The sequence below is a fragment of the Marinovum sp. E3 genome, from assembly GCF_055755275.1.
In genome coordinates this window covers 1148985-1165866 of the sequence record NZ_CM146908.1, presented here as the reverse complement: position 1 = coordinate 1165866, position 16882 = coordinate 1148985, and the positions used below count along the sequence as shown (strand labels likewise).

The 16882-nt window shown below is 66.6% G+C and carries 14 protein-coding genes; 6 read left to right on the top strand and 8 right to left on the bottom strand.

All coding sequences use genetic code 11. The features are described 5' to 3' along the window. Positions 1-94: 94 nt before the first annotated feature. Positions 95-757 (top strand): helix-turn-helix transcriptional regulator, encoded by a 663-nt coding sequence (locus AC0J5K_RS05730; RefSeq protein ID WP_048532273.1) that lies wholly within the window; start codon positions 95-97, stop codon positions 755-757. Here the strand turns inward: AC0J5K_RS05730 and AC0J5K_RS05725 are convergent. The 4 genes from AC0J5K_RS05725 to AC0J5K_RS05710 all read right to left on the bottom strand — a co-directional run bounded on the left by AC0J5K_RS05725 (position 754) and on the right by AC0J5K_RS05710 (position 6035). Continuing rightward, positions 754-2817: a DEAD/DEAH box helicase gene (locus tag AC0J5K_RS05725; protein WP_074837236.1), complete on the bottom strand. Its 2064-nt coding sequence runs from the start codon at positions 2815-2817 to the stop codon at positions 754-756. The genes AC0J5K_RS05730 and AC0J5K_RS05725 overlap by 4 nt on opposite strands. Positions 2818-2958: 141 nt before the next feature. Beyond that, the gene (locus AC0J5K_RS05720; RefSeq protein ID WP_048532275.1) at positions 2959-4062 is read right to left on the bottom strand and encodes an ABC transporter ATP-binding protein; all 1104 of its coding nucleotides are present in this window, start codon (positions 4060-4062) and stop codon (positions 2959-2961) included. 75 nt (positions 4063-4137) lie between these two features. Next, a complete protein-coding gene (locus tag AC0J5K_RS05715) occupies positions 4138-5259 on the bottom strand; it encodes a hypothetical protein (protein WP_074837235.1) in 1122 nt (373 codons plus the stop codon). Next, complete coding sequence (locus AC0J5K_RS05710; protein ID WP_074837234.1) at positions 5256-6035, bottom strand: SDR family oxidoreductase; 780 nt, start codon at positions 6033-6035, stop codon at positions 5256-5258. Before AC0J5K_RS05710 ends, AC0J5K_RS05715 begins: the two co-directional genes overlap by 4 nt. A 171-nt stretch (positions 6036-6206) precedes the next feature. Here AC0J5K_RS05710 and AC0J5K_RS05705 point away from each other — a divergent pair, with 171 nt between their 5' ends. Beyond that, positions 6207-7211 (top strand): Hint domain-containing protein, encoded by a 1005-nt coding sequence (locus tag AC0J5K_RS05705; RefSeq protein WP_274562467.1) that lies wholly within the window; start codon positions 6207-6209, stop codon positions 7209-7211. A gap of 46 nt (positions 7212-7257) precedes the next feature. Here AC0J5K_RS05705 and AC0J5K_RS05700 read toward each other — a convergent pair whose 3' ends face one another. After that, positions 7258-7509 (bottom strand): Rho termination factor N-terminal domain-containing protein, encoded by a 252-nt coding sequence (locus AC0J5K_RS05700; protein WP_074837233.1) that lies wholly within the window; start codon positions 7507-7509, stop codon positions 7258-7260. A gap of 98 nt (positions 7510-7607) precedes the next feature. On the opposite strand from AC0J5K_RS05700, the gene AC0J5K_RS05695 reads away from it, so the two are divergent. The 4 genes from AC0J5K_RS05695 to AC0J5K_RS05680 all read left to right on the top strand — a co-directional run bounded on the left by AC0J5K_RS05695 (position 7608) and on the right by AC0J5K_RS05680 (position 13736). Further along, on the top strand, positions 7608-9215 hold the full coding sequence (locus AC0J5K_RS05695) for a peptide chain release factor 3 (protein ID WP_274562603.1): 1608 nt from the start codon (positions 7608-7610) through the stop codon (positions 9213-9215). 145 nt (positions 9216-9360) lie between these two features. Beyond that, on the top strand, positions 9361-11151 hold the full coding sequence (locus AC0J5K_RS05690) for a glycosyltransferase family 2 protein (protein WP_274562469.1): 1791 nt from the start codon (positions 9361-9363) through the stop codon (positions 11149-11151). Further along, complete coding sequence (locus tag AC0J5K_RS05685; RefSeq protein WP_274562471.1) at positions 11148-12092, top strand: glycosyltransferase family 2 protein; 945 nt, start codon at positions 11148-11150, stop codon at positions 12090-12092. Before AC0J5K_RS05690 ends, AC0J5K_RS05685 begins: the two co-directional genes overlap by 4 nt. A 207-nt stretch (positions 12093-12299) precedes the next feature. Beyond that, positions 12300-13736 carry a DEAD/DEAH box helicase gene (locus AC0J5K_RS05680; RefSeq protein ID WP_074837230.1) on the top strand — a complete coding sequence of 479 codons (1437 nt, stop codon included), beginning with the start codon at positions 12300-12302 and terminating at the stop codon, positions 13734-13736. A gap of 57 nt (positions 13737-13793) precedes the next feature. On the opposite strand, the gene AC0J5K_RS05675 is transcribed toward AC0J5K_RS05680, so the two are convergent. From AC0J5K_RS05675 to AC0J5K_RS05665, 3 genes are all read right to left on the bottom strand, one after another. After that, on the bottom strand, positions 13794-14219 hold the full coding sequence (locus AC0J5K_RS05675; RefSeq protein WP_048532283.1) for an OsmC family protein: 426 nt from the start codon (positions 14217-14219) through the stop codon (positions 13794-13796). 206 nt (positions 14220-14425) lie between these two features. After that, positions 14426-16093, bottom strand: a complete 1668-nt coding sequence (locus AC0J5K_RS05670) for a ribonuclease J (protein ID WP_048532284.1) — start codon at positions 16091-16093, stop codon at positions 14426-14428. Then, a complete protein-coding gene (locus AC0J5K_RS05665; RefSeq protein ID WP_048532285.1) occupies positions 16083-16871 on the bottom strand; it encodes a type III pantothenate kinase in 789 nt (262 codons plus the stop codon). Before AC0J5K_RS05665 ends, AC0J5K_RS05670 begins: the two co-directional genes overlap by 11 nt. Between the last annotated feature and the right edge of the window lie 11 nt (positions 16872-16882).

Here is a 16882-nt window from a genome sequence, read left to right as displayed (position 1 = left end):
GCGGGGCGTGGCAATTTCGGGCGCATTTTGACATAGCATTGTCAGGTGACAGATTATTGTCAGTAATGGGCAAAAACTGGGGGCGAATCACGCGATGAAACGGGCCGACCGGCTGTACCGGCTGATGGAGCGTCTGAAGGATGGCTCGCTGCACCGCGCCGAAGATCTGGCGCGCGAACTCGGGGTCTCGGTGCGCACGATCTACCGCGACATGGACACGCTGATCGAAAGCGGAGTGCCGGTGATCGGCGAGCGGGGCCTGGGCTATTCGGCGCAGGCGGCGATCACCCTGCCGCCGATCAACCTCACCGATGCCGAGCTCGAGGCGCTTCATCTGGGGCTGGCGGTTGTCGCGCGCTCCGGCGGGGACGGGATGGAAGAGGCCGCCCGCGCGCTGATGGCCAAGATCGACGCGCTGCTGCCCGAGGATCACGCCGCACCGACGCAATTTGCCTTTGCCGCCTACCCCTTCGAGGCGGCGGCGCGCGGCTTTCGCCACATGCCGGCCTTTCGGGCGGCGATCCGCGCCCGGCAGAAGCTGCGGATCACGCTGAGCGACGGCACGCGGCACGACCTGCGGCCGCTGGAGCTGCGTTATTGGGGGCGGATCTGGGCCTGCGTCGGATGGAGCGAGAGCGCAGGTGATTTCACCAGTTTCCGCATCGACCAGATCGAGGCGCTGGCGCCCCTGCCCGGCCTCTTTGTCGAGGAGCCGGGCAAGAGGCTACAGGATTATCACGCGCGTCCGGGCCGTTAGGGCTTGCGACGCGGCGGCTGGTTGCCGCCCTTGCGAGGGCCTGCGGATTTGCCCGGCGGGGTGAAGCGCTTGGAGGTGTCCGAGGCATTGGCGCGCGGCTTGGCCGGCTTGCCCGGCCCTTTGCCGCCGGGAACACGGCCCGCCAAGGCCTTGCCCGGCGCCGGTTTTCCGGCCGGTTTGCCGCCGGGCTTGCCGCCCGGCTTGAACGGTTTTCCCGGCTTGTCGCCACGGTGTTTCGGCGCCTTGTCGAAATCGCGCGGCTTGTCGTCACGGCGCGGCGCATCCGCCGATTTGCCGCGTTTCTTCGCCGGGGCATGGGTTTCGGGATCGACGGGTTTGTAGGGTTTCGGCGCCGGGCGCGGCTTCGGTGCCTCGTCCCGCGTCGGGCGCGGCGCGTCGAAGTCGCGCTTTGGGCGCGGCCCGTCGAAATCGCGTTTCGGGCGCGGTTTGCCCGACCCGCGGTCATCGCGTGGCGGGCGCGGACCTTGCGGCGGCGCCTCGGCCGGACGCACGGTGATATTCTCGTCAAGCACGTTGCCCGCGCCGAGATTGGTCAGGAAGCCGGGTGCCACGGCTTCGGTCAGCTCGACGAAGGTCTCGTTCTGCTGCACCCGGATGGCGCCGATCGCGTCCTTGTCGAGCCCGCCGGCGCGGCAAAGCAGCGGCAGAATCCAGCGCGCCTCGGCCCGGTCATCGCGGCCCACCGAGAGCGCGACCCAGGTGCTGGGACCGAAGGGCTTGCGCTCCTTGCGCTCGGGGCGGGTGTTGGGATCGGAAAGGTCTTCGGGCGCGGAATAGCGCGACCGCGCCAGCCGCAGATAGGCGGCGGCGATCACTTCGGGACTGTGCAGATCCAGCAGGCGGGCGGCGAAATCAGCCTCGTCGGGCTTGATCTCCTCGGCCCAGGTCGGATCGGCCAGAAGCCGCTCTTCGTCGCGGCGCAGGATCTCGTCGGCGCCAGGGGCCTCGGTCCATTCGGCGGTGACCTTGGCCATCTTGAGCAGACGCTCGGCCTTCTTCGTCACCTTCGGCGGCACGATCAGCGCCGAGACGCCCTTGCGCCCGGCGCGGCCGGTGCGGCCCGAGCGGTGCAGCAGGTTTTCGTAGTTCGACGGCAGCTCGGCATGCACCACCAGTTCGAGATTGGGCAGGTCGATGCCGCGCGCCGCCACGTCGGTGGCGACGCAGACCCGGGCCCGCCCGTCCCGCATCGCCTGGAGCGCATGGGTGCGCTCGCTCTGGCTCAGCTCGCCCGACAGGCAGACCACGGAAAAGCCGCGGTTGGCAAAGCGCGCGGTCAGCCGGTTCACCGTGGCGCGGGTATTGGCAAAGACGATGGCGTTCTGGGCGTCGTGATAGCGCAGCACGTTGATGATGGCGTTTTCCGCATCCTGCGGCGCCACCCGCAGCGCCTGATAGGCGATATCGGCGTGCTGGCCCTTTTCCGCCAGGGTGGTGACGCGCACGGCGTCGCGCTGGTAATTCTGCGCCAGCTTGACGATCATCGGCGGCACCGTGGCCGAGAACAGCAACGTGCGGCGCTCTTCCGGCGCCTCGCCCAGCATGAATTCGAGATCCTCGCGGAAGCCGAGGTCGAGCATCTCGTCGGCCTCGTCCAGAACCACCGCGCGCAGGTCGCCCATCTCGAGCGAGCCGCGCTGGATGTGGTCGCGCAGCCGGCCCGGGGTGCCGACGACGATATGCGCGCCGCGCTCCAGCGTGCGGCGTTCGTCGCGCATGTCCATGCCGCCGACACAGGTTGCCATCCGCACACCGGCCTTTTCATACAGCCAGGTCAGCTCGCGGCTGACTTGAAAGGCCAATTCGCGGGTCGGCGCGATGATCAGCGCCAACGGCGCCGCGGCGGGACCAAAGCGGCCCGTCTCGTCCAGCAGCGTCGGACCGATGGCGAGGCCGAAGCCCACCGTCTTGCCCGAGCCGGTCTGGGCCGAAACGAGAAGGTCGGAACTGGCCAGCTCCGGGTCGGTGACTGCCGTCTGCACCGGGGTCAACGTGTCATAGCCACGCTCGGCAAGCGCATCGGACAGGGTCTGGATCATGTGGAAAACCGTTCTGAGTGGCGGGCGGCATGGTGCCAGCCCTTCTGCCCCGAAGGACAGGTTGCGAAGCCGCCCGCCTAGCGCAAAGCGCGGCGGATGTACATGGTCAATTGCCCCTGGCGCGATCTGTCGCAGCGGAGGTCAGCCGACGCGGGGAAAGACGAAACAGCGGTCGCGGCGGATCGTGAGCCAGAGCGGCGTGCCTTTCTTGGGCAGAAAGACATTGGGCACCGTCGCGCGCAGGCTGGTGTCGTCGTGGTCCATGCGGAACTCGACAAGGCTTTCCTTGCCCATGAAGCGGGCGCGTTCCACCACGCCGCGCGCCGCCACGCCCCGTTCGGCGGTGGGGTGCGGGCCCTGACCCGCGCGATCAAAGTCGATGCCGACGTGCTGCGGCCGAAAGACGATCTCGACCTGGGCGCCGTCCGGCAGACCGGGCGCCAGGAAATCGCCGAACGGCGTATCCACCAGCGCGCCGTGAACTTCGCTCTCGATCACGTTGACATCGCTGAAGAAAGCCACCGCCGCCTTGTCCTTGGGCGCGCGGTAGATATTGTAGGGCGCGCCCTGCTGCACGATCCTGCCGTCGCGCATCAGCGCGATCTCGTCGGCCATGCGCATCGCCTCTTCCGGCTCATGGGTGACCAGCAGGACGGCGGTGTCCTCTTCCTTGAGCACCGCCAGGGTTTCGTCGCGGATGCCGTCGCGCAACCGGTTGTCGAGGCCGGAAAACGGCTCGTCCATCAGCATGATCTTGGGCTGCGGCGCCAGCGCGCGGGCCAGCGCCACGCGCTGCTGTTCGCCGCCCGAAAGCTCATGCGGATAGCTGTCGATGAACCGCTCCAGACCGACCTTGGCCAGCATCTCTTCGGCCCGTGCGCGCGCCACCGCGCCGCGCTCGGTCAGGCCGAAAGACACGTTGCGCCCCACCGTCAGATGCGGAAACAGCGCGAAATCCTGAAACATCAGCCCGATCGAGCGGCGTTCGGGCGGCACCCGGAACAGGGTGTCGCAGATCAGCTCGCCGTCGACATAGATCTCGCCCGCGTCCTGCATGTCGACCCCGGCGATCATCCGCAGTGTCGTCGATTTTCCGCAGCCCGACGGCCCGAGCAGGCAGGTCACCTGCCCCGGCTGGATCGAGAGCGAAACATCGTCGACCACCCGGCGCCCCTCGAAATTGCGGACGAGGTTGCGGATTTCCAGGCGCGGCGGAGGGAGGGTCTGCTTGGTCTCGGGCGGCAAGGGGGCCTCTCGCGTTTCCCGATCAAAACAATCGGCTTCGGCGTGAGATAACAACCCCGGCCCCGCCCTGCAAGGTCAGTCCAGCAAGGTGAATTCGGCCTCGGCCACCAGACGGCCATTGACCTGAAGCCCGAGCCGCTGCCCCCCGGGAAAGAGCCGGAAGGTGGTGGCATCCCATTTCAGCCGGTGCCGCTTGCGCAGGGTCAGCGGCGCGCCGGCGGAAAGCGCGGCCTGTTTCAGCTTGAACACCTTGGGCGCGAGCCGGCCATCGGCCTTGCGAAACGAGATCACGTAATCGACCAGCACCGGCACGTCCTCGGGCGCGGTCAGCGAGACGTCGAACTCCAGCGGATCGCCCCGGGCAATCCGCTGGGCCGCCAGCGACAACTGCGCCGTGACCGGCGCATCGGCGCGGTAGCCCAGCAGCTCCAGCGCGCCGGGATGGCCCTGCTTGATCAGCGTGCGCAGGGCATGGCGGGTGATCCAGGTCAGCTCTTTCGGGGTTTGCCGGGCCTCGGCCCGCCAGGCGGCAAGCCGCGCGATCACCACCTCGGGCGCGAGTTTGGCGATGTCGTTCATGTGGTTGGCCACCGAGCGGGTGACATAGCGCGCGGGATCAGCGTGCAGCCTGTCCAGCAGCGGCAGCGGCGCCAGCGGATCGAGCGTGATCGCCCGCGCCCAGGGCAGCCGGGCGCGCGTGCCTTCGCTGACCAGGCGGCGCACATGATAATTGTCGTCCTCCGCCCAGAGCGCGAGCTGCGCCATGGTCTCTTCCGGCCAGCGGTTGAGAAAGGGGCGGATGTAGAACTCCATCGAGAACCGCTGCGTCGCCGCGTAAAGCAGATCAAGCGCGCGGTCGCGGTGATCCTCGAGCCCGTGGCGCACTGCCAGGATGCCGGGAACCGCGTGGATGAAGCGGCCGAAATCGTCATCGCGCAACGCCGGGTCGAGCGGTGGCGGCATGGCGGCGGTGAGCTGATCGGCCATGGTGGGAAAATCGCCGGCGAGCTGCGCCTCGATCCCGTCGGCCAAGGCCTCGAGCCGATGCAGCAGCCCCAGCTCGGGCAGTTGCGGCAGCACCGTCGCCAGAAACCGCTCCGCGTCAAAGCCCGGAACCCCGACGGCGAACTCCTCGGCCAATTGGCCGAGGGTCGCCGCGTTGAACAGATGATCGCGGAGCGAGAAGGCCTCGCTCATAGCGTGGCGTTGACCCCGCCACCGTCGAGCAGCAGGTTCTGGCCAACGATAAAGCCGGCATGGGTCGAGCAGAGGAAGGCGCAGGCGGCGCCGAATTCCTCGGCGGTGCCGTAGCGGCCGGCCGGAATGGTCTTGCAGCGCTGCGCCTTGGCCTCGTCGGTCGAGATGCCCTGTTGCTTGGAAACGCCCTCGTCCAGCGCCTTGGCGCGGTCGGTGGCGTGGATGCCCGGCAGAAGGTTGTTGATCGTCACGCCGCTGCCCGCCACCTGCCGCGAGGTGCCGGCGACAAAACCGGTCAGCCCGGCCCGGGCCGAATTCGACAGCCCCAGCACCGGGATCGGCGCCTTGACCGATTGCGAGGTGATGTTGACGACGCGGCCCCAGCCGCGATCCATCATGCCCGGCACCAGCGCCTGGATCATCGCGATCGGCGCCAGCATGTTGCCGTCGAGCGCCTTGATGAAATCCTCGCGGTCCCAGTCCTGCCACATGCCCGGCGGCGGGCCGCCGGCATTGTTGACCAGGATGTCGGTGTCGCCCGCCGCGTCGAGCACCTTGGCCCGGCCCTCTTCGGTGGTGATGTCGGCGGCCACCGCGGTGACATCGACGCCATGCGCCGCGCGGATCGCCTCGGCGGTGTCCTCCAGCGCCTCCGCGCCCCGTGCGTTGATCACCAGATGCGCGCCCGCCTCGGCCAGCGCCATGGCGCAACCGCGCCCAAGGCCCTTTGAGGCGGCGCAAACCACTGCACGTTTGCCGGCAATGCCCAGATCCATGATATATCTCCTTGTTCTGCTTCGCTTCTGTCCCGGGTTGCCCTAGTATCCTCGATCAGGGGCCCGTGCCGGGAAATCGCCCGCCACTTTTCCCAGTGGTGCCACAATCGGCGGCCAGAGTAAGCCCCAGAACTGGATTTTTCCGCCCGAAACGGGCAATCGGAGAATGGCATGGCACGCGGCACGACCCAGACGCTATCTGTGTATCAGGCCGGCGACCTGACGGTCGTCGACGGCGCCAATCTGGGCGACGATCTGGGATGTGCCGAGGATCTTCAGCATGACGATGTCTATCACCTGCGCGAAGGGGCCCTGCGATCCGATCTGCGGCTTCGCCAGAGCGGGCCCCGCAGCCTGCAACTGGCCGAAGGCAGCCGACTGGGCCGGGCCGGGTGCAATGTCTTTGTCGATTGCTGCATCACCTTCATGTGCAACGATGGCGACACGCTCGATCTGATCGTGCTGGTCGAGGTGGATGCCGAGGGGCTGGTTGCCGCGACCTATGGCTTGCCGCTGGGCCAGCTCCGCGCCAAGACCGATTACCGCATCATCGGCCTCGATTTCACCACGCCCGAGCGGCGCTTTGCCGAAGTCGCCTGCGTGTCCTTCACCCATGGCACGATGATCACCATGGCCAGCGGCGCCCAGAAGCCGGTCGAGGAGCTGGCCGAGGGCGACATGGTTCTGACCCGCGATGACGGCGCGCAGCCGCTGCGCTGGGTCGGCCAGTCCACCACGCGCGCCACCGGCGAAGGGGCCCCGATCCTGATCCGGGCGGGCACGCTCAACAATGCCGGCGATCTGCTGGTCAGCCCCGATCACCGGCTGTTTGTCTACCAGCGCCACGATCACATGGGTGCCGGCCGCTCCGAGGTTCTGGTCAAGGCGCGCCATCTGATCAATGGCGACAGCGTGCGCCGGATCGAAGGCGGATTTGTCGAGTATTTCCAGCTTTTGTTCGATGATCATCAGATCATCTATGCCGAGGGCATCGCCGCCGAGACGCTGCTGGTCGACACCCGCACCCGCGCCGCGCTGCCGAAGGCGCTGGACGACAAGCTGCGCTCTGCCCTGCCCGCCCACGACAGCCGGCTGCGCAGCGAGTTCGAGCTGAGCGAAAACCTGGCCTGCCGGCCCGACGCCGCCGAACTTCTGCGCCGCGCCTCGACGCGATAGCCGCAGAAACCATCGCGGCCCGGACTTGATCCGGGGCGCACGCCGCTCACTTGCGCAGCGCTTCGATCAGTTCATCCTTGGTCATGTCGCTGCGGCCGTCGATCTCGAGCTCCTGCGCGCGGTCATAGAGCTCTGCCTTTGTCCAGTCCTCGTAGGGCGGCTGCTGGCCGCCTTTCTTCGAGGGGTCCTGCTTGTCGTTGGCCTGGGCATTGGCGATCCGCGCTGCCTTTTCCTTGGAATGGCCGTCGTCGCGCAGACTTTGATAGGTCTCTTCATCCTTGATGCTCGGGTTGGGCATGATCACGCTCCTTTCACTGGTACAAGTTGCCGCGAGGCCAGGGACCGGGCCGGTTGCGCCATATTGCGCCGGGACCGGCCAGGCTCTATACGCGCGCCATGCTTGACGTGACGCCAAACCGCCCTGACCTGCCCCGGGAAATAGCCCGGCGGCGCACCTTTGCCATCATTTCGCACCCCGACGCCGGCAAGACCACGCTGACGGAAAAATTCCTGCTTTACGGAGGTGCGATCCAGATGGCCGGACAGGTGCGCGCCAAAGGCGAGGCGCGGCGCACGCGCTCGGACTTCATGCAGATGGAAAAGGACCGGGGCATCTCCGTCTCGGCCTCGGCAATGTCGTTCGATTACAAGGACTTCCGCTTCAATCTCGTCGACACCCCCGGGCACTCGGATTTCTCCGAGGACACCTATCGCACGCTCACGGCGGTGGATGCGGCGGTGATGGTGATCGATGGCGCCAAAGGGGTCGAGAGCCAGACCCAGAAGCTCTTCGAGGTCTGCCGGCTGCGCGACCTGCCGATCCTGACCTTCTGCAACAAGATGGACCGCGAGAGCCGCGAGACCTTCGAGATCATCGACGAGATCCAGGAAAACCTGGCGATCGACGTGACACCGGCCTCCTGGCCGATTGGCGTCGGCCGCGATTTCATCGGCTGCTACGACCTGATCAACGACCGGCTGGAACTGATGGACCGCGCCGACCGCAACAAGGTGGCGGAATCGATCGAGATCAAGGGCCTGGACGATCCGCTGCTGGCCAAACACGTGCCGGCGGAGCTGCTCGAGCCGTTTCTCGAAGAGGTCGAGATGGCGCGCGAACTGCTGCCCAAACTCGACCCGCAGGCGGTGCTCGAAGGCCATATGACACCGATCTGGTTCGGCTCTGCCATCAACTCCTTTGGCGTCAAGGAGCTGATGGAAGGCATTGGCCACTACGGGCCGAAACCGCAGCCGCAACGCGCCCAGCCGAGAGAAATTTCGCCCGAGGAAACAAAGGTTTCCGGCTTCGTCTTCAAGGTTCAGGCGAACATGGACCCCAAGCACCGCGACCGGGTGGCCTTTCTGCGCATGGCCAGCGGCCATTTCAAGCGCGGCATGAAGCTGACCCATGTGCGCACCAAGAAACCGATGGCGGTGTCGAACCCGGTGCTGTTTCTCGCCTCAGACCGCGAACTGGCGGAAGAGGCCTGGGCCGGCGACATCATCGGCATTCCCAACCACGGCCAGTTGCGCATCGGCGACACGTTGACCGAGGGCGAGGCGCTGCGCGTGACCGGCATCCCCTCGTTCGCGCCGGAACTGCTGCAGACCTGCCGCGCCGGTGATCCGATGAAGGCCAAGCACCTGGAAAAGGCGCTGATGCAGTTTGCCGAGGAGGGCGCGGCCAAGGTCTTCAAACCCTCCTTCGGCTCGGGCTTCATCGTCGGCGTCGTGGGGGCGCTGCAGTTCGAGGTTCTGGCCAGCCGGATCGAGCTGGAATACGGGTTGCCGGTGCGCTTCGAGCCGTCGCAGTTCACCTCGGCCCGCTGGGTCCAGGGCGACAAGCTGGCGGTCGACAAGTTCATCAACGCCAACAAGCAGCACATCGCCCATGACAACGACGGCGACATTGTCTACCTGACGCGGCTGCAATGGGACATCGACCGGATCGAACGTGATTATCCGGACGTCAAGCTCACGTCGACCAAGGAAATGATGGTCTGAGCCCGGGCCCGGGTGTCGGCCAGGAGGCCCCGGGTCGCGCCCGGGGCGCGGATCACTTCGGGGTGCCGCGCGGGCGTCGCTTCAAGGGCGTCCGCGCGCGCAGCCGGCAATTGCATTGCCAGCGGGAACGCGGCAAAGTCGCGGCATGACCGATACGCCCAGCCGCCCCGACCGCACATCCACCTATGACAATGGAATCACGGGCGTTCTGTCCCAGATGGAGGCGCGGCGCGAGCCCTTGAGCTTTGCCGCCAATGAGGCGCTGCCGCCGCCGGATGTGGATTTCGGCCCGCTCAAGGCGCATATCGTGCCGCCGCAGGACGACGACCCCCTGCGCCATGCGCCGGTGCGCTCGTCCAATCGCCGCAAGCTGCTGGAAATTCGCGAGGAAATGGCCGGCCGGAGCGAGTTCTGCGCCTTGCACGGGCTGCTTATCGCGCATCTGCGCAAATCGGCGCAACCGGCCCATACCGCCGCGCTGTTTCATCGGATGTGGGCCGAGGAAAGCGACCACCTGCTGGCGCGGCTCGATCCGCGCTGGCTGGTATCGGCGCTCACGACCTTCGGCGATCACGGCCAGACCGAGGTGCAACGCCGGGTCGGTCAGGCGATGACGGTGCTGTTCGGCACGATGAAACTCTACGAGAGCGAACGGCGCTATTCCGGTTTCGCGGCCGACCGGCCGTTTGCCCTGAAAGGCAAGGATCGCGGGCCGCTGCCGCTGGAAATGGATGCCTTTCACCTGCCCGCCGGCGGGCTCGACGTTAATATGCTCGGCCGGCTCTGGGTCGATGCCGAAGAGGACGTGGTGCTGCGCCCCCTGGCGCATCACCTGCTCGACCTGCTGATCCACGATCCGCGCACCGTCTTTCGCCGGCTGCGCATCATGCGCCAGCGCAAGGCCCGCCGCGACGCGGCACAGGCGGCCGAAACCGACACCCCTGAGGAGCCGAAGGTCACCGCCCCCGTCCGCCACGTGCCGCCCCGGCGCGGGCCGCTGCCAAGGTGGGGCGTGGTCTGCACCACCCATGCGCCGCTGGCCGACATCCAGCGCTTTGCCGCGCATTACCTGACCCTCGGCGCCAGCCGCATCACACTCTACCTCGACAATCCCGCGCCCGAGGTCAGCGCCTTTTTCGCCGGGCATGCCGCAGTCGAGGTCATCGCCTGCGACGCGGCCTACTGGCAGGACGCCGGCAAGCCGCGCCCCGCCGCGCATCAATTGCGCCAGGCGCATAATGCGACCCGGGCCTACCGCGCCAGCGATCTCGATTTCCTCGGCCATTTTGACACCGACGAATTCCTTCTGCCACAGGTCGAGGTGGCGCGTGGCCTGCGCTTTGTCTCGGAGGACTGCGCCCAGGCCCGCGTCCGCCCGGTCGAGCTTCTGGCGCCGCAGGACGGTCTGCCCCGCCATTTCAAGCGCACCCACCGCCAGGTCGGCGCGAAACGCGGCGTGCTCTCCGAGATCTACCCGCATTACGGCAGCTATCTCACCGGCGGCTTCATCAGCCACACCAGCGGCAAGGTCTTTGCCCGCACCCGGCTCTCGGATGTGCGTTTCGGCATTCACGGGCTGCGGCTGGATGGCAAGGCGGTGGGCAACGAGGGCGCGCTGCCGCGCATGATGTTGGCGCATTGCCACGCCGCCAGTTTCGAACATTTCCGCGACCGGGTGACATTTCGCCTGACCCGCGGCTCTTATCGCAAGCCCGAGGATGACGATGCCATGCGCCTGGGCGATGTGCTGGATTTCGTGCTGGACACCGAGGGCGAGGCCGGTCTGCGGCATTTCTTCGACGAGGTCTGCACCGACAGCGCCCCGCTGCGCGACAGGCTGGCGCACCATGACATGCTGGTGACGCAAGAGCTCGATCTCGATGCCCAGGTCCGGACCGTCTTTGGCCCGCGCGCGGCGGATGCGGGCGCCGCATGACCCGCTGGGGCATTGTCTCGACAGTCAAGGCAGACGCGCGCGACATCCTGAACTTTGCCGCCTATCACCTCGAGCACGGCGCGCATCGGCTTTATCTCTATCTCGACGCGCCCGACCCCGCGGTGTTCGACCGGCTCGCGGCGCATCCCAAGATCAAGGTGGTGGCCTGCGACGACAACTGGTGGGCCAAACGCCGGGGCCGACCCGAGAAACACCAGTCGCGCCAGTTCCTCAACGCCCGCCACGCCTATAACCGCAGGGTCGAGGTCGACTGGCTGGCGCATATCGACGTCGACGAATTCCTCTGGCCCGCCCGCCCCCTGGCCGCGCAGCTGGCCGACCTGCCCCAGGACTGCCTCTGCGCCCGCGTCCGCCCGATCGAGGCACTGGCCCCCGCCCCGGGCAGCAGCGGCCCCGAAACCACCTTCAAGGCCTTTCACCTGGCCCCGGCAGAGCGCCAGCGCGCCGCCGAGCGGGTGTTTCCCACCTATGGCCGGCATCTCAGCGGCGGCTTTCTCAGCCATGTGGCGGGCAAGCTTGTCTACCGCACTGGCATCGACGGGCTGCGGGCAAAAATCCACAATATCGAGGTCGACGGCCGCCAGAACCCCGGCGAACAGCCCCTGCCCGAGACCGAGCTTTGCCACATGCATGCGCAAAGCTGGGAAGACTGGCAAAGCAGCTATCGCTATCGCATGGCCAGAGGCTCCTACCGCCCGGACCTCAAGCCGCAGGTCAACCGGCACTCCGGCGGGCTGAGCCTGCACGAGCTGTTTTCGCGACTCGAATCCGAGGCGGGCGTCGCCGGCCTGCGCCGGTTTTACGACGAGATCTGCCTCGCCACCCCGGCGCTTTGCGACCGTCTCGCCGCCGAGGGCCTGCTGCGCCGGCACGACCTGAACCTCGACGCAGCCCGCGTCAGGCAGTTTCCCGGCACTTGAAACGCCGGAAATGCTTCCCATTTGTCACAATACAGCGACAAACGGTCAGATTCAGGCCGTTTGTTTACGCTGCAATGCAGCATGATTGACCGCGCGCGCTTGGCAGGTTAGAAGCCCGCGCGGGGATCATGCTGCGAAAACGCAGGGCCATACGGGCCTCCCCCAAAATACGTACGGGCCAGAGGTGTCCGTAAACATCGGACACACATGACGAAATTTTCTGATCTCGACCTGAACCCCAAAGTCCTGAAAGCCGTCGAAGAAGCCGGTTACGAGACGCCGACGCCGATTCAGGCCGGCGCCATTCCGGCCGCGCTTCAGGGCCGCGATGTGTTGGGCATTGCCCAGACCGGCACCGGCAAGACCGCCAGCTTCACCCTGCCGATGATCCACATGCTGGCGCGCGGCCGCGCCCGCGCCAGGATGCCGCGCAGCCTGGTGCTCTGCCCGACCCGCGAACTGGCCGCGCAGGTGGCCGAGAACTTCGACACCTATGCCAAGCACGTCAAGCTGACCAAGGCGCTGCTGATCGGCGGCGTCTCGTTCAAGGAGCAGGACCTCCTGATCGACAAGGGCGTCGACGTGCTGATCGCCACCCCCGGCCGGCTGCTCGACCATTTCGAGCGCGGCAAGCTGCTGCTGACCGGCGTGCAGGTCATGGTGGTGGACGAGGCCGACCGGATGCTCGACATGGGGTTCATTCCCGACATCGAGCGCATCTTCTCGCTCACCCCCTTCACCCGCCAGACGCTGTTCTTCTCGGCCACCATGGCGCCCGAGATCGAGCGGATCACCAACACCTTCCTGTCGGCGCCCGAGCGCATCGAAGTGGCCCGCCAGGCCACCGCCTCGGAAACCATCGAACAGGGTGTGGTGATGTTCAAGGCCTCGCGCCGCGATCGCGAAGGCAGCGAGAAACGCAAGGTGCTGCGCGCGCTGATCGAGGGTGAGGGCGAGAAATGCACCAACGCCATCGTCTTCTGCAACCGCAAGACCGATGTGGACATCACCGCGAAATCGCTGAAGAAATACGGCATGGACGCGGCGCCGATCCACGGTGACCTCGACCAGTCGCAGCGCACCCGCACGCTCGAGGCCTTCCGCAATGGCGAGCTCAAGGTGTTGGTGGCCTCCGATGTCGCCGCCCGCGGCCTCGATGTGCCCTCGGTGAGCCATGTGTTCAACTTCGACGTACCCAGCCATGCCGAGGATTACGTCCACCGCATCGGCCGCACCGGCCGCGCCGGGCGCGATGGCAAGGCGCTGATGATCTGCGTGCCGAAGGACGAAAAGAACTTCGACGCCATCGAAAAGCTGATCCAGAAAGAGATCCCCCGCGTCGAAAACCCGGTCAAGACCGAGGACAAGCCGCGCCGCGGCAAATCCGAAAAAGCCGAAGAGACCCCCGAGGCCGAAACCGCCGCCAAGCCCGACCGCCGCAGCCGGGGCGAACGCCCCGAGCGCAAGGAGGCCGCACCCGAGCGCCAGGAGCGCAACGACCGCACCGACACCAAGCCGCAGGACAAGCCGTCCCGCGGCCGGGGCGGCCGCCGCACCGGCGGGGGCGACAACAAGGTGGTCGGCATGGGCGATCACATGCCCCAGTTCATCGCGCTGAGCTTCGACGAACGCCGCGCCGGCTGACAAAAAAGGCGGGGCCGCAACCGACCCCGCCGCATCTGTTCGCCCTGATGTGCCGCCTCAGGCCAGCTTGGCGTCCAGGGTGATCTCGGCATTCAGAAGCTTCGAGATCGGGCAGCCTTCCTTGGCGGCATTGGCGGCCTTCATGAAATCCTCTTCGCTTGCGCCGGGCACCTTGGCCTCGAGCACCAGATGCGATTTGGTCACCGCGAAGCCGCCGTCCTTCTGCTCCAGCGAGACCGTGGCCGAGGTGGCGATGTCATCGGCGGTTAACCCGGCCTCGCCGAGAATCATCGACAGCGCCATCGAAAAACAGCTCGCATGCGCCGCGGCGATCAGTTCTTCCGGGTTGCTGCCCGCCTCGCCTTCGAACCGCTTGTTGAAACCGTAGTTGACCTTGTCCAGCACGCCCGACTCGGTCGAAACCGTGCCGCTGCCGTCCTTCAGGCCACCCTTCCAATTGGCGGAACCGGATTTCTTGATCATGGGTACACTCCGTTGTCTGATTGCACGGCCCTGCGGCCGCTCCCTCCAGACAATAGGGCGTTGCGCCGCGCTTGCACCCTGGAACCGCGATTAATTTCCCTCCGGCGCAAGTCCTGCGCCGCTCCGCCGCTTCTTCTGGCCGGAAATATCCCGGGGGTCCGGGGGCAGAGCCCCCGGCGCTCTCGGCACGCGCAAGCGTGGCGACCTCAACTCAGCCGGCTGACAATCACCGTGACTTCCGGTTTCTTGCCGATCTCGTTCATCGTCGAATTGCGCGCGATCCGCCGCATGTCCTCGTCAAGCTTGTCGTCGTCGGTCAAGGTCCGGTCGCCGGCGCGTCCGAGGTATTGCGCCAGATCCTCTTCCAGCACATCGACCAGCGGCGCCTGGCTGCGGCCGATCTCCGGCAGCCCCATGACCTCGCACCAGGGGTTGCCCAGGGGCTCGTCGTCCTCGTCGAGGATCACCGTCACGATCACATGGCCGTTCAGCGCCATGCGAATCCGGTCGCGGATGATGCCGTCCAGCGCGCCGATCTGGATCGCACCGTCCAGATAGACCCGGCCGGTCTCGACAAAACCCGCCACCTCGGGGCGGTCGCCCGTGAGGTCGAGCATGGTGCCATTGATTGCCAGCGCCGCCGCCCGGCCCTTGCGCTGGGTCAGCTTCACATGCTCGCGCAGGTGCCGATGCTCGCCATGCATCGGGATCACCATCTGCGGCTGCACGATGTCCTGCATCCGCTCCAGATCGGGCCGGTTGGCGTGGCCCGACACGTGGTAGAGCCCGGAGGAATCGTCCACCACATCCACCCCCTTTTCCGAGAGCTGGTTCATGATGCGGATCACGCCCTTCTCGTTGCCCGGAATGGTCTTGGAGGAAAACAGAAAGAGATCGCCCTCCTTCAGCTCCAGCCCGTTGTACTTGCCCCGCGCCAGCTGCGCCGAGGCCGCGCGGCGTTCGCCCTGCGAGCCGGTCACCAGCAGCATCAGGTTCTCGCGCGGAATGCTGCCCGCATCCTCGGGCGAGACCACCTTGGGGAAATCCGTGAGCACCCCAGTCTCGATCGCCGCCTCGATCATCCGCCGCATCGCCCGGCCCAGCAGCACGATCGACCGCCCGGCCCGCTGCCCGGCCTCCGCCAGAGTCTTCACCCGCGCCACGTTCGAGGCGAAGGTCGTGGCACAGACCAGCCCGGAAGCACCGGCCACCAGGGTTTCGATCTCCGGGCCCACGGTCACCTCGGACCGGCCGGCATGCTGCGAAAAGACATTGGTCGAATCGCAGACCAGCGCCTTGATGCCCGGGGTCGCCACCTCCGCCCAGAGCGCCGGGTCGAAGGCCTCGCCCACCACCGGCGTCTCGTCGAGCTTGAAGTCGCCGGTGTGCACCAGCCGGCCCGCCGGCGTGTCGATCACCAGCGCCGAACTTTCCGGGATCGAATGCGAGATCGGCAGGAACCCCACGGAAAAGGGCCCGGCCTCGACCGTCTCGGGCCAGGCCGAGACGGTCTTGACCGTGGTCTCGGGCAGGCCCTTCTCGTCCATCTTGCGCCGGGCGATATTGGCGGTGAAGGCCCGGGCATAAACCGGCGCGCCGAGCCGCTCCCAGAACTGGTGCACCGCGCCCACATGGTCTTCATGCGCATGGGTGATGAAGATCGCATCGAGCCGGTCGCGCCGCTCGATCAGCCAGGTCATGTCGGGAAAGATCAGGTCGACCCCCGGTGTGCCGTCCATGTCAGGGAAGGTCACCCCCAGATCGACCAGGATCAGGCGTTCGTTGTCCTCCGGCCCGTAACCGTAGACATAGGCATTCATGCCGATTTCGCCTGCCCCGCCAAGCGGCAGGTAGATGATGCGTTCACTGCTCATGGGCAATCCCGTTTTCCTTGTTGTAGGCATGGATCACCGTCAGCCCATGCATCGTCAGATCGTCTTCGATGGTGTCAAATAACATGTCACCCTGTGCGAACAAGGGCGCAAGCCCGCCTGTGCCGATGATCCGCATCGGACGGGCATATTCCTTGCGGATCCGCTCGGTAATGCCGGTGACAAGGCCGACATATCCCCAGAACACGCCGGACTGGATACATTGCACCGTATTGGTGCCGATCACCTTGTCCGGGCGCGAGATGTCCACATGCGGCAGCGCGGCGGCGCCCATGTGCAGCGCCTCGAGGCTGAGGTTGACGCCGGGGGCGATCACCCCGCCGACATAGGCCCCGTCTTCGGCCACCACGTCAAAGGTGGTGGCGGTGCCGAAATCCACCACGATCAGATCTCCGCCATGGCGGTCGAAGGCGCCGGCGGAATTGACCAGCCGGTCCGGCCCCACCGCGGTGCCGGCATCGACCCGCGCCTGGATCGGCAACAGGCACTCGGGCCGCCCCACCACCATCGGTCGGCACCCGAAGAACCGGTCGGAAAAGACCCGCAGATTGAACACCACCCGCGGCACGGTCGACGAGATGATCACATCGGTGATGTCGGTGTCGATGCCGTAATGTTTGATCAGCGTCGAATACCAGGTGAAATAGGCATCCGCCGTGCGCGCGTGATGGGTCGAGGTGCGCAGGGTGCAGAGGAATTCGCGGCCATCCCAGATCGAAAACACGGTATTGGTATTGCCGCAGTCAATGCAGAGCAGCATTGCGCGCCTCC